This is a genomic window from Wolbachia endosymbiont of Drosophila leontia (assembly GCF_028981785.1).
GTDB classification, from domain to species: Bacteria; Pseudomonadota; Alphaproteobacteria; order Rickettsiales; family Anaplasmataceae; genus Wolbachia; species Wolbachia pipientis.
The window spans coordinates 13,544-29,282 of record NZ_JAPQLK010000130.1; the positions used below are offsets into that span (position 1 = coordinate 13,544).

Sequence of the window (15,739 nt, forward strand, 5' to 3'; positions counted from 1 at the left end):
GTATTGCCAAAGAGATGGGTTGTTGAGCGATCTTTTGCTTGGTTAGAAAAATGTAGAAGATTGTGGAAAATTGCGAACGTAAACTCAACACCAGCTTGCAAATGATTGTCCTTTCCTTCATTTCTCTCCTATTACGAAGATTTTAAACAGGTTCTTAGAAGTCACAACCGTTTCTGCAACAGTTATAGGAGCCACGGTACTACTAGAAATAATATCCGGCGTTAATCGACCGTTAATGATATTAACAAAATCACTGAGAGTTTTTATGCTATTTGCCGGTATTATTGTTGCTTCAGAAGATTTTCCAGAGCCGTTTTGATTAAAAGTTACAATATTTTCTCCACTTACCGCAGTTACGATAAAACCACCCTGACCGTTGCCTTTAATATATAATTGCTCTATAGGATCTGTAAATTGATAGATAGGAAAATCTGACACTGATCCATTTTTAAGTAGAGTTGCTATATGTAACCTCTGCTCATTAGCTGATTGGTCATTTTCAAGAAAAGCAACTAGATCATTTCCTTCCGTTTGTTCAACATACTGCAAAAAGCTTATTTCATGTTCTCTAGAAAGAGATAGTGCTTTATTATCTATTTGACCTTTTCGATTACCAAGTAAAAAGCCATTAACTCCATCCTTCAGACCATGAATCACTTTAGCCATATCAAATTTAAAAATACGTGTTTTTCTCACCTCTTGATTTTCCTTAGTAATCCTTTTGCTCACTTGCGAATAAAGCATCGTGTTTCCATTTAATGCCAATTGCCCCTGATTATCAAAATTGAACAATTTTCTTTCTGTAACACCTTTTTCTCCAGTCAATACCTTAAATTTTCCGCTCTCGCTTGACTTTAAGTACCAAGAAACTAAAGTTTGATCCTTTAAGTTATGGGCGATTACAATTACGTCACCATTACCAACTTTCACTGCTCTTGGTTGAAAGTAACTATTGCCCACATTTGCAAGACTATTATTATCAATATTCTTTTGTAATTTTCTTTTATCTCAATGTTCAACTGAAGGAGTATTAACTGATTGTTTAATTCCGTAAGTGTTAAAAGATAAGCCTTTAACGCATTTTTCTCCTTCTTCGCTAATTCCTTCTTCAGGAAAGATAACTCCAATTTTATCTATTTCAGCTGAATCTTCTATTAATGTGAGAGATAATTGATCTTTGAATTCATTTGCTACGCTGATATTTGTACCACATTCGTATGTTTTTGATTGATATAATGGACTAATAAGTAATTTTACTTTACTGCTCCCATTACCATTATCTTGATAGCTGAGTCCGTAAGCAACTCCATTCCCCTCAATTAATTCTACGTTTGTTGGATTAAAACCTATCGCTTCTTTAATTTCCGGTGTATTTGAGTTGATCCGAGCAATCTTCTTAATATAGACATAATTTTATTTAAAATATTAATAAAATGCTATTATGATTACTCCTGTGTGTTAATGTCAATGAAAATTTTAACTAAAATTAAAAAATTAATATAATATTTTATACTAAAAGGTAAATATAAGCTTGAAGAGGGCTAAGAAGCTTTATGCTATTTCTCAAAAAACCAACAATTGCAATCATTGGTTCTACAGGTATAATCTGTTAAAGTTTACACGAGTCTCATGAATGATAGAAAAAGAAGAGCAGTTTAGTTTTACATCAGAAAACCTCAAGAAAGCGGGAAAGTTTATAGAGAAGTATCCCAAAGGTAGAGAAGGTAGTGCTGTTATGCCTTTACTATATCTGGTTCAAGAGCAATGCGGATGGGTTTCTGAATCTGCTATGCGTTATGTTGCTGATATGCTCCATATTCCACATATTCGTGTATATGAAGTGGCAAATTTTTACACCATGTATAATTTAAAACCAGTAGGCAAATATCTAATACAAATTTGTAGAACAACTCCTTGCTGGTTGTGCAATAGTGAAGAAGTTTTAAATACCTTTAAAAAAAAACTTGGAATCAATATCGGTGAGACTACTAAAGATAATTTGTTCACTTTAAAAGAAGTTGAATGCCTAGGTGCATGCGTTAATGCTCCCGTTGTGCAGATCAATAATGACTTCTATGAAAATCTTACTCCTGAGAAAGTAGAAAACATCATAACAGAACTTTCAGGCAAATAGATGAAAGAAGAATTTTCATTCAAGAGAATCAAGCAATCAGGTTCTGCAAGAGTTGGAACAATTAACACTCCAAATGGAAGCGTAGAAACCCCCGCTTTTATATTCTGCGCAACAAAAGCTGCAATTAAAGCTGCAGATATTGAAAGAATAAGTGAAGCTGTTACCCAAATCATACTTTCCAACACCTATCACCTAATGCTTCAACCAGGAGAGAATACTGTTGCAAAACTTGGTGGTTTGCGCAAGATGATAGGATGGAATGGGCCAATGCTAACTGACTCAGGTGGATATCAGATATTTAGCTTAGGCCACGGATCAGTTTCGGAAGAGATAAAAGGAATAAGAAAAAAACAAAAAACTTTGATCAAAATTAATGAGGATGGGGCAATTTTCCGTTCTTACATTAATGGTAAAATTTATTGCTTAACTCCTGAAAAATCTGTACAAATTCAACAGAAATTAGGTGCAGATTTAATCCTAGTTTTAGATGAATGCACTCCATTTCACGTAAGCAAAGAATACACAGCAAAATCAATGCTCATGAGCCACAGATGGGCTGAACGTTCTTTAAATGAATTTGAAAAAAACAATAATGGCAAGCAGGCACTGTATGGAATTAGTCAAGGCGGAGTGTATCAAGATTTACGTAGAGAAAGTTGTGATTTTATCAACGATTTGCCATTTTTTGGTCAAGCAATAGGTGGATCACTTGGTCAAAGTAAAGAGCAGATGCATGATGTAGTTTCTTTCACTATGGACCACCTGAAAAAAGACAGGCCTACTCATTTGCTTGGTATTGGTGGAATTGTGGACATCTTTCGCGGAGTAGAGCTTGGAATTGACACGTTTGATTGCGTGCATCCAACCCGCTTAGCAAGGCATGGTGGCGCACTTGTTAAAGTAAAAAACAGAAATTCTATTTCTTCAAAGTGCAAAGAGCATATTAATTTGCGGAATCAACGATTTGAGCTGGACAACAACCCAATTGAAAGTGACTGTTTATGTTTTACCTGCAGAAAACATTCAAGAGCTTATATACACCATTTACTGAAAGCTAAAGAGCTCCTGGCTTACACGCTCGTTACCATTCATAATATTTTCTTTATGAATAAGTTAATGGCATCAATAAGGCAGGCTATATTAGATGATAGGCTAGATCGGGAGAAAAATAATTGGATTAGTGAGACACCACTACACTGTGAATTATACACCTAGTTCATATTTTTCTACGCTTATTTTATATTCCCTAAAACAGAAAAAGCCTTCCTCTTCCTACTCTTTCTTCCTTGGCTAATCCATAGTTAGCGTTTTTTGCACATGTGCGTTGCATTTTTTAATCTTCTTTAAAAACTTGACAATACATGACAACACTGGTATGTTAAAAATATAGTTTTTGTGAGGTATTTATGGTTAACAATAAAGAAAAACGTCAAATAGCGTTTTGCGTTCCAGCCGTTACATTCTTAGCTGGGTTATCATTAATCGCAACTGCAATTGCAGTGGGTACCGCACCTGCTATAGCTGCTTGTCTAGTGATAGGAGGAATTTTGACTGTCTTGTCTGGTGTGCAAGCAGTAGAAAGCTATTTATTTTTACGAAACAGCGAGAAAACTTTGAATAAACTGATAAGTAATATACGCGATGAACCAGAAAGCAAACTTTTTATAGAAAGGATTTTGCAACCGTTCATTGAACTTTTTAGTGAGCTTAAGCAACATAATTAAAGTACACTAAGCTTTAAGCATAGAAACCACTTTATCGTAACTTGGCAATGATTCAATTTCTCCAATTGCAGCTAGAGTGGTTTTTTCATGCTGAGATAACAATTCTTCTGCTGCTTTTTTTACGCTAGCAGTGGTAACTGCACTAATTTTTTCTATTAATTCATTTTTACTGATGTACCTATTATAGTTGCCGTAGTAGTGTCCCAATGTTTCAGCACGTGAGCTAACACTTTCGCGTGACATTAAAATTTGGGATTTTATTCGCTCTTTCACTCTATTTACTTCTTCTTCCCTCAGATTATCTGTAGACATCTTCTTCAACTCTGTCGTCATAGATTCTAAAAGCTTATCTAAGTTACTACTATCTGTGCCAGCAAAAATGGAAAACATCCCTGTATCAGTGTAGCTGGAATTAAATGAATAAACAGAGTAAGCTAATCCCTGCTTTTCCCTTACTTCCTGGAACAGGCGTGATGACATTCCGCTCCCTAATATAGAATCAAGCACTTGAAACGTGTGATATTTATCGTCATGGCAAGAAACACTAGGTAGACCAATTAGCAAGTGTACCTGATCTAATTTACGATGTTCTAAATACTCACCACCAGTACAGCTCGCATTTTGGCTTTTTTTCAGCTTTTTAGAATGAATCTTTGAGAGAAAATCTTTGGTTAATGCAACAACTTCTTCATGTTCAACATTTCCTGCAACGGCAAATAGCATATTCTCACCAAAGTAATGCTCATTTATGTAATTATCTAGATCTCCTCGAGTAAAAGATTTTACAGTACTTTGCGTGCCTAAGATTGACCTACCAAATGGTTGGTCTTTATAAGCTGTCTCAAAATATTTGTCGAAAATAATGTCACTTGGTGAATCATTAGTTTGAAAAATCTCTTGTATTACAACACCCTTCTCACGTTCCAATTCATCTTCTGGAAACGTGGAATTCATCAATATACCTATTAATATATCAATACCAGTTTTTATGTCTTTCTTGAGGACTTTTGCATAATAGGTGGTGCTTTCCCTACCGGTGCTAGCGTTGAAAACTCCACCTATGTCATCAAAAGCTTGTGCAATTTCAAAGGCAGTTCTTGTCTTCGTCCCTTTGAAAGCCATGTGTTCTAAAAAATGGGATATTCCATTTTGCTTTGCACCTTCTGCTCTACTGCCAACACCAACTCGTATGCTTAAAGCTACGGAATCAATATCACGCACCTGCTCAGTTATTATGCGCAGACCATTATCTAATTTTGTTACCCGGGGTATATTCATCTCATATATTCTTCTAAGTTCTCTTCTGCAAAATCCCAATTAATCAAATGATCAAGGAAAACTTTTATGTAGTCAATTCTACGGTTTTGACAATCTAAATAATAGGCGTGCTCCCACACATCCATAGTGAGTAGTGGCACTTGGCCATAAATTATTGGCAAATCTGCATTTTGAGTTTTGGTGATTTTGAGCTTTCCTAACCTACCTTTTTCGAGCACTAACCATACCCATCCACTGCCAAATTGGCTTACTCCATGACTCGAAAATTCTTCATAAAATTTATCAAAGCCACCGATATCGTCTTGAATTTTTTTTGCTAGAAGACTACCATCTTTAGGCTTACCACCACCATTTTTTTTCATTGAATTCCAATAAAAAGTGTGATTCCAAACTTGTGCTGCGTTATTAAATATAGGCAAGCTGCCGCTATTACCATGCACTTTTGTTATTAATTCCTCAATTTTTACATGTTGATAATCCGTATTTTCAACTAGCTCATCGAGTTTATTTAAATACCCTTTATGGTGCTTATCATAATGAAAATCCAAAGTTTTTGCAGATATGTAAGGCTCCAAAGCTGTTTTATCATATGGTAATTCAGGTAAAGTAAAACTCATGCCAACCCCTTTATTTTTGACCTACTTGGATGGTAGGGCAATATATGCTTTTATGCAACATATAATTAATAGCCAAAACATTTAGGTATCTATTGCATTATTCTAAATTATACTACAATAACGATTATTATATAAGCCATAGAAATGGATTAAATGCAAAAGTTACTTGACACCCTTCGCCAGCCCCCTTATCATGAAACTGAAGCTATTGTATTTGCTTTCGCCAATCTGCAGATTAAAAGGTAAGGATTACTTAATGTACCGGCGTCTTATGTTCAATTTTTTGCAGTATGTAGATACTGTATGTCTTTACAAAACTTCATCTACATCTAGGTTTTTATCTAAATAAGCTGAACGCGCTTATAAAGCGTTACAAGACATCAAAAAATGCCAATACTCGACAGAGATAGTAAAAGACTAGCTAACTCGGGGATTCTTTGTCTTTTTTTCTGCTTAGTAAACTTCTTAAACATTTGCAGCGTAAGTTAGTTGCAATTAAAAGCGGCTGAATCTCGCTTTTCAAGCGTTTAAAACATAAAAAACGCCAACATTTTAAAGCGGATAATAACTACGGGGCTTCTTTTGCCTTTTTTTTCATTTGGTAAATTTCTTAACGTTTGTAGCTAAAAGAGCCCAAGAGAGGTCAGTGCTCCTGTGATGTCATTCCAGTCTGGAATCCAGCATTTCACACAATCCCATCAAGAACGTTGTATTTTACATAACACTTTTATGCTTACCAACCCAGTGTCCAATCAAAATTCCTGGATCCCAGTGTCTGGGCACTGGGATGACACCATAGGGGCACTGCCGTCATAAAGGCACCAGTGTCAGCTACTTGAATGACATCATGGGGGCGCTGGCCTGACAACCGTCATCCCGCTGCTTGTTAGCGAGATACCGCGAATGAATCGCGGTATGACGGTGTAATGACGGTTAAGTAATTCGTTATCCCGCTGCTTGTTAGCGGAATCTGCTGTGGCGACATAAACTCAAATCATTTCAAATTTCAATCCAAAGAGGTATCATTATGTCAAACAACTTCAATTTTAAAGAATTTTTTAACCACTATGAAGCAAATAGTACGTCAGATGATATACAAAGGTATTATTTGCTGTGGAAATCAGTAATAGCGCAGGCAATGATTGATGCAGCAAGTAACTGTAAAAAAACAGAAAGCTTGGTAGAAAAACGTAAGGCAATTTCTTGGTTGTCAGACTTTAGTCAAGATTTTGTGCACACATGTATATTGGCTGATTGTGATCCGGCATACGTAAAAAATAAAATACAGCCAACCTTAAAAAGCCTTACTAGATAAAGCCTTTTTATATACTTAATGAGGTTTACTCCTTTTACCGAAAAAAATATAATTCAATCTCCTATCTATAGTTGCCTCTATATCTTTGATTAATAGCTGCTTTATCATGTTTACTTTTCGCTTTGCATCTTGAGCTTGACGCTCATTGTTACCACTGTTATTGCTGTAATTATTCTTATCACTATAACTACTGCCACTTGGCTTGCTACTGTTACTGAACTCACTACCCTTTTTTCTTCTTGTGTTGAGTATCTGTATTATCTTTTCCTTTAAAAAGGACTTCCAGCCTGTGCCAAGTAATAATTTATAGAGAAAATGCGGAGTAAGAAACGCCACTAATATTCGAATAGAAATTCCGTAACCGAGATCTTCCCTATTTTCATAATACCACCTGCAATATTGAAACAAACGGTAAAACGCATTTTTGAAAGAGCAAAATTCTACAGCATACCAAAAACCATTGCTGAGAAACATGAGCACAATGCTGAATGTGTAAAGATACATTGTGAAGAGAAACAGTTTCACAATTATATCTTTTAGACTACCTAATATATAATTCAATAATCTTAATTTATAGAAAAGTGATATCATTTCACACCCACTTCAATATGGCTGGGGTGGAAGGATTCGAACCTTCGCGTGGCGGTATCAAAAACCGCTGCCTTACCACTTGGCTACACCCCAATACTACTTACATCAATAACACTATTAGCCCAATTAGTAAAAGATTTATTTGCTTTTTCTATGGGCATCACAGCAATAGCTGGCTGATCATAAGAATGCATTGCTTCGATTTTTTCTACAATTTTATCAATTTGATCATTCCTGCTCTTCATAATTGCCACTACTTCACAACCACTGTTAATTTCACCCTTCCATAAATACAGAGAATTCACTTCAGTTACACATACAATTAACTTCTCGTTTAACAATTCTTCAGAAATAGTTTTAGCCTCATTTAAATTTGAAAAAGTTGAAAACTAAATTATTCATTAGAATCTATATAAACGCATTGCTACTATACTCCACTCAGGTTTATTCATCAAGAGAAAATAACGCCAGCGCGTACTGTATGAACATTTGTTTGCAAAGGTAGTATGTTAAGTGTTATAGCTAGTTTGCCTCAAACGTAAAGGTGTCATCCCAGTGCTTGACACTGGAATCCAGTTTTCCATATAATCTCATCGAAAACGTTGTAACCACTTTCTATGCTAGTTTGCTTGTAAACAAGCAAACTTTCCTGGATCCAAGTGTCAAGCACTGGGATGACACCTTTCCTAGGAGAGAAATCACAATGTTCATACGGTTGTACGCATACCGCTGGGATCTAGGATTTTTCTATAGTTTAAAAACAAAAAAGGATGTTACTCATTGAGTAACATCCTTTTGGAGAAGGTGGATAGCTTTGTTTAGTTCGTTTTCACAGCTGTTTGTGCAGCTTGCTGTTGAACGTCAGTGTCAACAGCTACTTTCGTGGAAGGCTGTCCCACCAGTTTGTCCAGATGACCTGTCTTTCTTAAGTCAGCTTGGGTTTTTGCCTTGCCATTTTCAGTAAACATTGTATGTGTTGGAGAAGAAGTTGGTGAATTGAATCCACTATCAGAACCATTACGATTACTAAAAGAATTGTGTAATGTAGATTCAGTTTTAGCACTTAAACTAAATTCTTTTAAGTTTTTCTCCATTGCTGCCCCAACTTCATCTTTACTGAAAGATTGTTCCAATCTTTCTAATGAGCTTGTTGGTGTAGAAGGACCAGATGAACCTCTTGCACTATCAAAAGAATTACTGCGAGTTAGAGTTCCTTTATTCGAATTACCAAGATATTGGTTTACTTTAGGATCACTGAGAACATCTTCACTGAAAGAACTTTGTCCATTTAAGTTAGTCAATGAGGCGCTTCTAGTTGGTACTTCTGGAGTTCCTACCCTAGTAAGGTTGCTAGTACTATTACGTCGTGCAACTCCTGGTCTTCCTCCTATTGTTGCAGTCTTATCAGTATTTTCAGTTGGAGTAGGAGTATCAACGTAAAAAGTGCTATTTCCTATTTTTCTAGGCAACGTGTCTGATTCAGAAAGAACTTGATATTTAACTTCAGAAGTTTTTTCTGACTTTTTGCCACTTTTGAAAGGTGATGAAACCCTATCCCAAAGTGAAGAAGGTGCTTTTACTTCTTTATGCTCCGCAGGATTTAACAATTCCGCTTCGCTGCTAACAGTACTGTCAGTCTTTACAGAATTTAGTGAATTGCTTCTTGACAAGCTGTTAGATTGTTCAGAGCCTTTTCTTCCCAGTGAAGAGAATGATGATGACACAGACCTAGTTAAACTTTTGACAGAAGGCCTGTTAGCTTTTTCCTCTGCTCTGTCAAACATATTGCTTACGCTTGAGTACAAATGATTTTCTCTACATTCTTTAATAACCTTCTTAATTTCATCGTGACGTTCAGAGAAAACACTGTCGATGAAATAACTACCTTTAGGTAATGACCTTTGTGTTAACAAGTTATGCAAGCTTTTTTCATTTAAATTATTAATGAATTCTTTCTGTACTTGCCATCCAGAAGTATGTTCAATCTCCCCTGATTTTGCCTTCTCTGCCATTTTTAAATCAATTTCTGACGATATTCCAGAAAGTATATTTTTCACTAACCCAGAATTATTTCCTTTATCAGCAAAAATTGCTTTCATATCATTTCTTATTTCGTCAGATTTCTTAATTGCATCTGGAGTAAACCTTTTTACCTTATCTAAATAGTCCGTCTCACCAGATGCCTTATGGAACTTATTTGCCACTCCTTCGCCTACAAAACTAGCGCCTTTTTTCAGTGAATCTACTGAATGTTCATAACCTTCTTTCACCTTATCTTTAACATGTACAGCACCATCTCTAACTTTTCCGGCAGTATATTTCGCCCCATCAACTGTTTTTTTTGCTGACCATTTGAGCCCTTTGAATGTGTATTCAGCTGCTTTCACAGCAAAAAATAGAGTAAGGGCAACTATTGCACCTGTTGCAGCAACCGGTAAAGCAGCTGCCACAAATGGAAGTAATGCACCAACCATCACACCTACTGCACCTACTGCAACCATTTGCTCTTTTGCAGACCAATTAGAGAAATTTTTTATATCATGTAGTTTACCCTGCAAAGCTTCCACAAAAGTAAAACTTTTTTTAACAGGACTTGAATTTGTTTGTTCACTGGCTAACATTTTAAACCTCACTATTAATTAAATATATTATAATTGTATTCCTTGATTCTTAAGTTAGTGTTAAATTGATTGCCAGTATTTATTTGTCTTCAAATAATTTCGCTTGACGTGTTTTGTGGTAACATAGAAAATTAGGTCAAGAAGCTGCAGCATTTATGAAGTATAGAAAAAGAACACTCATCTTTTTGGCTGTTATAACTTTAATAATAATAGCTTTACTATTTAGGTATAATTCCCATTTTCACAAAGACGTAGTGCACTTAAAGAGTGACGACAAAGAATTCAAAAAAAAGCCAGAAAATTCCATAGAGTCGACCATATTACATAGAGAAAAGGAAGTGTACGATCATGTTTTCCATCCTGATGATTAATTTGTAAATAAAATAGGAATTTATGTTTGCATTTTCTTATTAAAGAAGTAACATTAGCGTGTTAATTATAGAATCAATCATTATGTTCGATGATAATAATCCTTGGAATCTGGGAAAGAAACCGGTAGGGAACAAAACTCCTAATAATGAAGATATTTTAAGTAAAGCTGTATCTGATATAAGGTTCTTTCTTAATGGATTAACCAGAAACAGGGGCAAAAAACCTTATTTCATCATTGTCATTATTTTGCTGCTCTATGCTTGCACTGGCTTTTATATTGTCCATCCTAGTGAAGAAAGTATAGAACTTACCTTTGGTAGATATTCTAATACAGAAACACCTGGTTTGCGTTATCACTTCCCCTACCCTATTGGCAAGGTTTTTAAAGTGAACGTTAAGGAAGTAAATCGTGAAGAAATTGGGGTAAGTAGTTCTTATGGGCGAGATACAGATCGCGGTGAAGGCGTGATGCTAACTGGAGATGAAAATATAGTCAACGTTAACTTCGAGGTTCAGTGGCGCGTTAGAGATGCTAAGGACTATTTATTCAAAGTGCGGGATTACAAACCCGGTTTCAGTGTTAAAAATGCTGCTGAAAGTGCCATGAGAGAAATAATAGGTAAAAACACGATCTCTTTTGCACTTGGTCAAGGCAGACCAGAAATTTCTAGAGATACTAGAATTCTATTGCAGCAGATTCTTGATGGATACCAAATGGGCATAGAGATTTTATCTGTTCAAATGAAAAAAATTGATCCACCAGAAAAAGTAATCAGTTCGTTTAGAGATGTACAAAGTGCTCGCGCAGACAAAGAGCGTACTATAAACGAAGCATATGCTTATAATAATGATATTATACCTCGAGCAAAGGGTGAAGCGATAAAGATAAAATTAGATGCACAAGCATATGAAAATGAAATAACAAATGAAGCAAAAGGTAATGCAGATCGCTTTTTATCTCTTTATGAGGAATATAGACAGAATCCTTCTCTCGTTAAGAATCGTATTTATCTTGAAACTATGGAAAATATTTTCAGTAAGGTAGACAAAGTTGTTGTAACTGATGATCTGAAAGGTATGTTTTCTTATTTACCTCTTACAAATTTAGGAAAATAACCATGAGTAGTAATATTAAAATTGTTTTTGTTTCTGTATTTGTTGTTTTATTGATTGTTTTATCTAATTCAATATTTGTTGTGCAAGAAACAAAGCAAGCAATAGTTATACAACTGGGTAAAGTTGTAAGGGATGTTAGGGAAAGTGGCTTATATTTTAAGTTGCCATTCATAAATAGTGTAGAGTTTCTTGATAAAAGAGTTTTAGATTTAAGTCCTGATAAGATCCCAAGGGAAGTGATAACAGCGGATCAAAAACGTATTATAGTAGATGCGTATGCAAAATATAAAATAACAAATCCTGTTACTTTTTACCAGGCTGTGAGGAATGAATCAGGTCTGGTTAGAAGATTATATCCGGTTATAGAAGCTCACATAAGAGAAAATATAGGCAGATTTTCGTTGATTAGCTTGTTGAATGAAAAAAGATCAGAGGTTATGCAATTGATTCAGCGTGGAGTTTATTCTGAAGCTGAAAAATTTGGCATAGAAATAATAGATGTAAGAATTAAGAGAGCAGATTTACCAGAAGAAAATAGTTCTGCAATATTTCGCCGTATGCAAACTGAAAGGGAAAAAGAAGCAAAAGAAATCAGAGCAGAAGGAGAGCAAGCTGGGCAGGAAGTTAGATCAAAAGCTGATAAATTAAAAAGGGAAATTATCTCCAGTGCAGTAAAAGAATCGTACGAAATAAGGGGCCGTGGTTATGCTGAAGCAACTAGAATTTATAATGAGGCATTTAAGGTTGATGAGGAGTTCTTTAACTTTTATCGCTCTATGAGCGCTTACAGTAAATCATTTGCCGAAAATAATACTAAATTTGTACTTTCACCAAACAATAACTTTTTAGATATTTTAAACAAAGGATGGAAATAATTTATGAAAAGTAAGGCATTTATTTTATCTATATTTGCATATTTTCTAATTGCGTTTTCTTCATACGCTAATATGTTTGATTGGGATGCAAAAAAGGTCGTTGATGCTAGCACTACTGCATGCAACTGTAATCAAGGACTTGCCGATTTAGTGGAAGAACTCATTCCTGCGGTTGTAAATATTTCAAGCGAACAAATCATCAAACAAGAAAATAACAGCAGAACTAGAGTTCCATCTATGCCAGGAAATAATTTTTTTGATGATTTTAGAGAGTTTTTCGAGCATTTTGATCAGTTTTTTATGGATAGGGGCCCTAGTGTTAACAAAGAGGTGGTGTTGCTTGGTTCTGGGTTTATTATAGATAAAGGTGGAACTATAGTAACCAATTATCACGTTATTAAAAACGCCAAAGATATCACAGTTACTATGAACGATAATAATTATTTCAAAGCAGAAGTTTTAGGCTATGATGCAAGAACTGATCTTGCTGTACTTAAGATTAATTCTGATAAAGATCTTTCTTCTGTTGCATTTGGTGATTCTGATAAAGCAAGGGTTGGTGATACGGTTATGGCAATAGGTAACCCATTTGGTTTGGGTGGCTCTGTAAGCACAGGAATTATATCTGCAAGGTCCAGGGACATTAGTATTGGCACTATGAATGAATTTATTCAAACTGATGCTGCAATTAATAGGGGTAACTCTGGAGGACCGTTATTTGATTTAAATGGAAAAGTTATAGGTATTAATACTGCTATCTATTCTCCATCTGAGTCTGGCGGCAACGTGGGTATAGGTTTTGCCATACCATCTAATTTAGCTATGTCAATTATTGACACATTAAAAAGTGGCAAAAAAATAAAACATGGTTGGCTTGGTGTGCAAGTTCAGCCTATAACGAAAGAATTTGCTGAGTCCTTGGGTTTAAAAGATATAAAAGGCGCATTGGTTGCAAGTATAGTAAAGGATAGTCCTGCAGAAAAAGGTGGGATTAAAGTAGGTGATATATTATTAGAATTTGACGGTAAAAAAATCGATAGAATGACACAATTACCTCAAATGGTTTCAAGAGCTGGACCTGAGAAAAAAGTGCAAGTTAAGTTACTTAGAAAGAGCAAAGAGGTTAATATTAAAGTTGTGATCGGAGAATCTACAAATGATGGCCAAGATAACAATCAAGAAGAAAATAAATCAACATCTGATTATGTAACCGGTTTAACTGTTTCAAATCTGCCAAAAGAATCAAAAGAAAGTAATCCTACAAAAGGTGTGATAGTTACTAATGTAGATAGTAACAGTAATGCCACGTTGCGTGGTATTAAAAAAGGAGACATTATTATCCAATTAGATGGAACCGATATAGAAAATACTAATGATTTTCAAAAACAAGTTGATTCAGCAGTAAAGAAAAACGGTAAAGATTCAATAATGTTGCTCATTTACCGCAATGGAAATCAATTCTTTACTTCGATAAAGTTGAAGAAATAGCACTCGTAGGTTATTTACTAAATTAGCAGCATTGTAAGCCTGTCATTGTAACACCTCAATCTTACAAGACAAATCAAAACTATTAAAGTCTACATTCCATTCACTAAAATACACATATGGATAATATAAATTTTCTAAAATTCATTGAACTGTGCTTTCGAACAGTGGTGCCGGGATGTGAGTATAATGATTATCAGTACATAAAAGTCATAGCAGACAGGCTGGAAGCAGCGAATGCTGGCGAAGTAAGGCGCATAATATTCAATATGCCTCCGCGTTCAATGAAGTCCATATGTATGAGTGTTGCGTGGCCCGCATGGATACTGGGCAACTGCAAGAATAATAGTTGCAAGTTATTCTAAGTTGCTTAGTGAAAAACATTCGCTCGATACGAGGTGCATAATGCAATCTGATTGGTATAAAAAGCTATTTCCAGAAGTAGAACTATCCAAAGACCAGAACACTAAATATAAATTCCAAACAGTGCAGAGAGGATTTAGAATCGCAACATCAGTTGGAGGAACATTAACCGGTGAAGGTGGTGACTTTATTATTGTGGATGATCCGCTTAACCCTGCTCAAGCTTTGAGTGAAACATTTAGAAACCGTGCCACAAACTGGTTCGATCAGACTTTAGTAACGAGACTCAACGATAGAAAAAAAGGAGTAATTGTGCTTGTGATGCATAGGCTCCACCTGAAAGACTTAACTGGGCACCTCTTATCCAAGCCAAAAAACATATGGCATCACATTTGTTTGCCAATGATTTCTGAAAATAAGGAGGTTATTTATTCAATTAATAACCATACTGGTGTCATTCCAACCCCCCCTCCTGTCATCCCAGTGCCCAGACACTGGGATCCAGAAAATTCAACCGCAAAAGACTGGATTCCAGCATCAAGTGCTGGAATGACACTACCTGCAAGAGTATTATACTCAAGAGAAGAGAATGAGTTATTGTATCCCCTGGAGGGAGGAAGAGAAGAAGTTGAGATGATAAAAGTTGAACTCGGGAGTTACGCTTTTGCTGCTCAATATCAACAAAATCCTCTACCACTTTCAAGCGGTATAATAAAACAAGAGTGGCTAAAGCGCTATAAAAATTTCCCTGATAATCTCTCACATGTAACTCAAAGCTGGAACACTGCAGTTTCAACAAACGATTCCAGCGACTTTAGCGTCTGCACCACCTGGGCAAAAATAGATAATAAATTCTATTTACTTGATGTATATCGAGCAAAGCTTGAGTACCCAAAGCTTAAAGAGCAAGTTCTGTCACTAGCTGCAAGATGGACGCCACACGCAATTTTGATTGAAGCAAAAACAAGTGGTCAGCAATTAACACAAGAGCTAAAGGCAAATAGCGATCTACCGATTATCGAAATAATTCCACACAATGACAAACTCACTCGATTTTATCAAATTGCTCCGATAATAGAGTCTGGCAGGGTTTTTCTGCCGCATCAAGCAGTATGGCTCAGCGATTTCGAATATGAAATTTTAATGTTCCCAGAAGCTCGCCACGATGATCAAGTGGATAGTACGGTGCAATATCTGCAATGGATGAGAAAAATTAACACCAGCGCCCTTAGGGTCAGAGACTTTGGC

The 15,739-nt window shown here is 35.7% G+C and carries 14 protein-coding genes, 1 tRNA gene and 4 pseudogenes; 11 read left to right on the top strand and 8 right to left on the bottom strand.

Annotated features, from left to right (window positions below):
• Positions 1–146: pseudogene (locus tag OZD63_RS04355) on the top strand (transposase); the annotation flags it as partial.
• 7 nt (positions 147–153) lie between these two features.
• Here OZD63_RS04355 and OZD63_RS06185 read toward each other — a convergent pair.
• Positions 154–1,409, bottom strand: a pseudogene (locus OZD63_RS06185) (hypothetical protein); the annotation flags it as partial.
• A 224-nt stretch (positions 1,410–1,633) separates the two neighbouring features.
• Here OZD63_RS06185 and nuoE point away from each other — a divergent pair.
• The 3 genes from nuoE (at position 1,634) to OZD63_RS04375 (ending at position 3,858) form a co-directional block, all read left to right on the top strand.
• The gene (nuoE, locus tag OZD63_RS04365; protein WP_182320564.1) at positions 1,634–2,134 is read left to right on the top strand and encodes an NADH-quinone oxidoreductase subunit NuoE; all 501 of its coding nucleotides are present in this window, start codon (positions 1,634–1,636) and stop codon (positions 2,132–2,134) included.
• On the top strand, positions 2,135–3,349 hold the full coding sequence (tgt, locus tag OZD63_RS04370; protein ID WP_275008226.1) for a tRNA guanosine(34) transglycosylase Tgt: 1,215 nt from the start codon (positions 2,135–2,137) through the stop codon (positions 3,347–3,349).
• A gap of 191 nt (positions 3,350–3,540) precedes the next feature.
• On the top strand, positions 3,541–3,858 hold the full coding sequence (locus OZD63_RS04375) for a WD_0736 family protein (protein WP_274979778.1): 318 nt from the start codon (positions 3,541–3,543) through the stop codon (positions 3,856–3,858).
• Between the two features lie 6 nt (positions 3,859–3,864).
• On the opposite strand, the gene OZD63_RS04380 is transcribed toward OZD63_RS04375, so the two are convergent.
• Positions 3,865–5,136: a M16 family metallopeptidase gene (locus OZD63_RS04380; protein ID WP_275008228.1), complete on the bottom strand. Its 1,272-nt coding sequence runs from the start codon at positions 5,134–5,136 to the stop codon at positions 3,865–3,867.
• The gene (locus OZD63_RS04385) at positions 5,133–5,753 is read right to left on the bottom strand and encodes a superoxide dismutase (protein WP_275008230.1); all 621 of its coding nucleotides are present in this window, start codon (positions 5,751–5,753) and stop codon (positions 5,133–5,135) included. Before OZD63_RS04385 ends, OZD63_RS04380 begins: the two co-directional genes overlap by 4 nt.
• Before the next feature lie 654 nt (positions 5,754–6,407).
• Between OZD63_RS04385 and OZD63_RS04390 the strand changes: the two genes are divergently transcribed.
• Together OZD63_RS04390 and OZD63_RS04395 are read left to right on the top strand one after the other, a co-directional pair.
• The gene (locus OZD63_RS04390) at positions 6,408–6,569 is read left to right on the top strand and encodes a hypothetical protein (protein ID WP_275008233.1); all 162 of its coding nucleotides are present in this window, start codon (positions 6,408–6,410) and stop codon (positions 6,567–6,569) included.
• Between the two features lie 211 nt (positions 6,570–6,780).
• Complete coding sequence (locus OZD63_RS04395) at positions 6,781–7,068, top strand: hypothetical protein (RefSeq protein WP_274979749.1); 288 nt, start codon at positions 6,781–6,783, stop codon at positions 7,066–7,068.
• Positions 7,069–7,083: 15 nt separating this feature from the next.
• On the opposite strand, the gene OZD63_RS04400 is transcribed toward OZD63_RS04395, so the two are convergent.
• From OZD63_RS04400 to OZD63_RS06190, 5 genes and pseudogenes are all read right to left on the bottom strand, one after another.
• Positions 7,084–7,476: a hypothetical protein gene (locus OZD63_RS04400; protein WP_275008231.1), complete on the bottom strand. Its 393-nt coding sequence runs from the start codon at positions 7,474–7,476 to the stop codon at positions 7,084–7,086.
• Between the two features lie 201 nt (positions 7,477–7,677).
• A tRNA-Gln gene (locus tag OZD63_RS04405) sits at positions 7,678–7,752 on the bottom strand.
• Positions 7,743–8,048: pseudogene (gene cutA / locus OZD63_RS04410) on the bottom strand (divalent-cation tolerance protein CutA); the annotation flags it as partial. The pseudogene cutA and the gene OZD63_RS04405, both read right to left, overlap by 10 nt.
• Positions 8,049–8,206: 158 nt before the next feature.
• The gene (locus OZD63_RS04415; RefSeq protein ID WP_274979751.1) at positions 8,207–8,329 is read right to left on the bottom strand and encodes a hypothetical protein; all 123 of its coding nucleotides are present in this window, start codon (positions 8,327–8,329) and stop codon (positions 8,207–8,209) included.
• Between the two features lie 148 nt (positions 8,330–8,477).
• Entirely contained in the window at positions 8,478–10,280 is a 1,803-nt protein-coding gene (locus OZD63_RS06190; protein ID WP_410543744.1) for an actin-bundling T4SS effector WalE1 family protein, read from the bottom strand.
• A gap of 155 nt (positions 10,281–10,435) precedes the next feature.
• Here OZD63_RS06190 and OZD63_RS04425 point away from each other — a divergent pair, with 155 nt between their 5' ends.
• The 5 genes and pseudogenes from OZD63_RS04425 to terL form a co-directional block, all read left to right on the top strand.
• Entirely contained in the window at positions 10,436–10,651 is a 216-nt protein-coding gene (locus OZD63_RS04425; RefSeq protein WP_274979752.1) for a hypothetical protein, read from the top strand.
• 82 nt (positions 10,652–10,733) lie between these two features.
• Positions 10,734–11,768: an FtsH protease activity modulator HflK gene (hflK, locus tag OZD63_RS04430; RefSeq protein ID WP_274979754.1), complete on the top strand. Its 1,035-nt coding sequence runs from the start codon at positions 10,734–10,736 to the stop codon at positions 11,766–11,768.
• Positions 11,769–11,770: 2 nt separating this feature from the next.
• Complete coding sequence (hflC, locus tag OZD63_RS04435) at positions 11,771–12,643, top strand: protease modulator HflC (protein ID WP_012673275.1); 873 nt, start codon at positions 11,771–11,773, stop codon at positions 12,641–12,643.
• Positions 12,644–12,646: 3 nt separating this feature from the next.
• Positions 12,647–14,131 carry a DegQ family serine endoprotease gene (locus OZD63_RS04440; protein ID WP_274979753.1) on the top strand — a complete coding sequence of 495 codons (1,485 nt, stop codon included), beginning with the start codon at positions 12,647–12,649 and terminating at the stop codon, positions 14,129–14,131.
• Between the two features lie 116 nt (positions 14,132–14,247).
• A pseudogene (gene terL, locus OZD63_RS04445) lies at positions 14,248–15,739 on the top strand (phage terminase large subunit); the annotation flags it as partial.

Excerpts from the sequence above, each read along its gene's own strand:
- nuoE (WP_182320564.1), top strand. The coding sequence starts at position 1,634 with ATGATAGAAAAAGAAGAGCAGTTTAGTTTTACATCAGAAAACCTCAAG.
- tgt (WP_275008226.1), top strand. The coding sequence starts at position 2,135 with ATGAAAGAAGAATTTTCATTCAAGAGAATCAAGCAATCAGGTTCTGCA.
- OZD63_RS04375 (WP_274979778.1), top strand. The coding sequence starts at position 3,541 with ATGGTTAACAATAAAGAAAAACGTCAAATAGCGTTTTGCGTTCCAGCC.
- OZD63_RS04380 (WP_275008228.1), bottom strand. The coding sequence starts at position 5,136 with ATGAATATACCCCGGGTAACAAAATTAGATAATGGTCTGCGCATAATA.
- OZD63_RS04385 (WP_275008230.1), bottom strand. The coding sequence starts at position 5,753 with ATGAGTTTTACTTTACCTGAATTACCATATGATAAAACAGCTTTGGAG.
- OZD63_RS04395 (WP_274979749.1), top strand. The coding sequence starts at position 6,781 with ATGTCAAACAACTTCAATTTTAAAGAATTTTTTAACCACTATGAAGCA.
- OZD63_RS06190 (WP_410543744.1), bottom strand. The coding sequence starts at position 10,280 with ATGTTAGCCAGTGAACAAACAAATTCAAGTCCTGTTAAAAAAAGTTTT.
- OZD63_RS04425 (WP_274979752.1), top strand. The coding sequence starts at position 10,436 with ATGAAGTATAGAAAAAGAACACTCATCTTTTTGGCTGTTATAACTTTA.
- hflK (WP_274979754.1), top strand. The coding sequence starts at position 10,734 with ATGTTCGATGATAATAATCCTTGGAATCTGGGAAAGAAACCGGTAGGG.
- hflC (WP_012673275.1), top strand. The coding sequence starts at position 11,771 with ATGAGTAGTAATATTAAAATTGTTTTTGTTTCTGTATTTGTTGTTTTA.
- OZD63_RS04440 (WP_274979753.1), top strand. The coding sequence starts at position 12,647 with ATGAAAAGTAAGGCATTTATTTTATCTATATTTGCATATTTTCTAATT.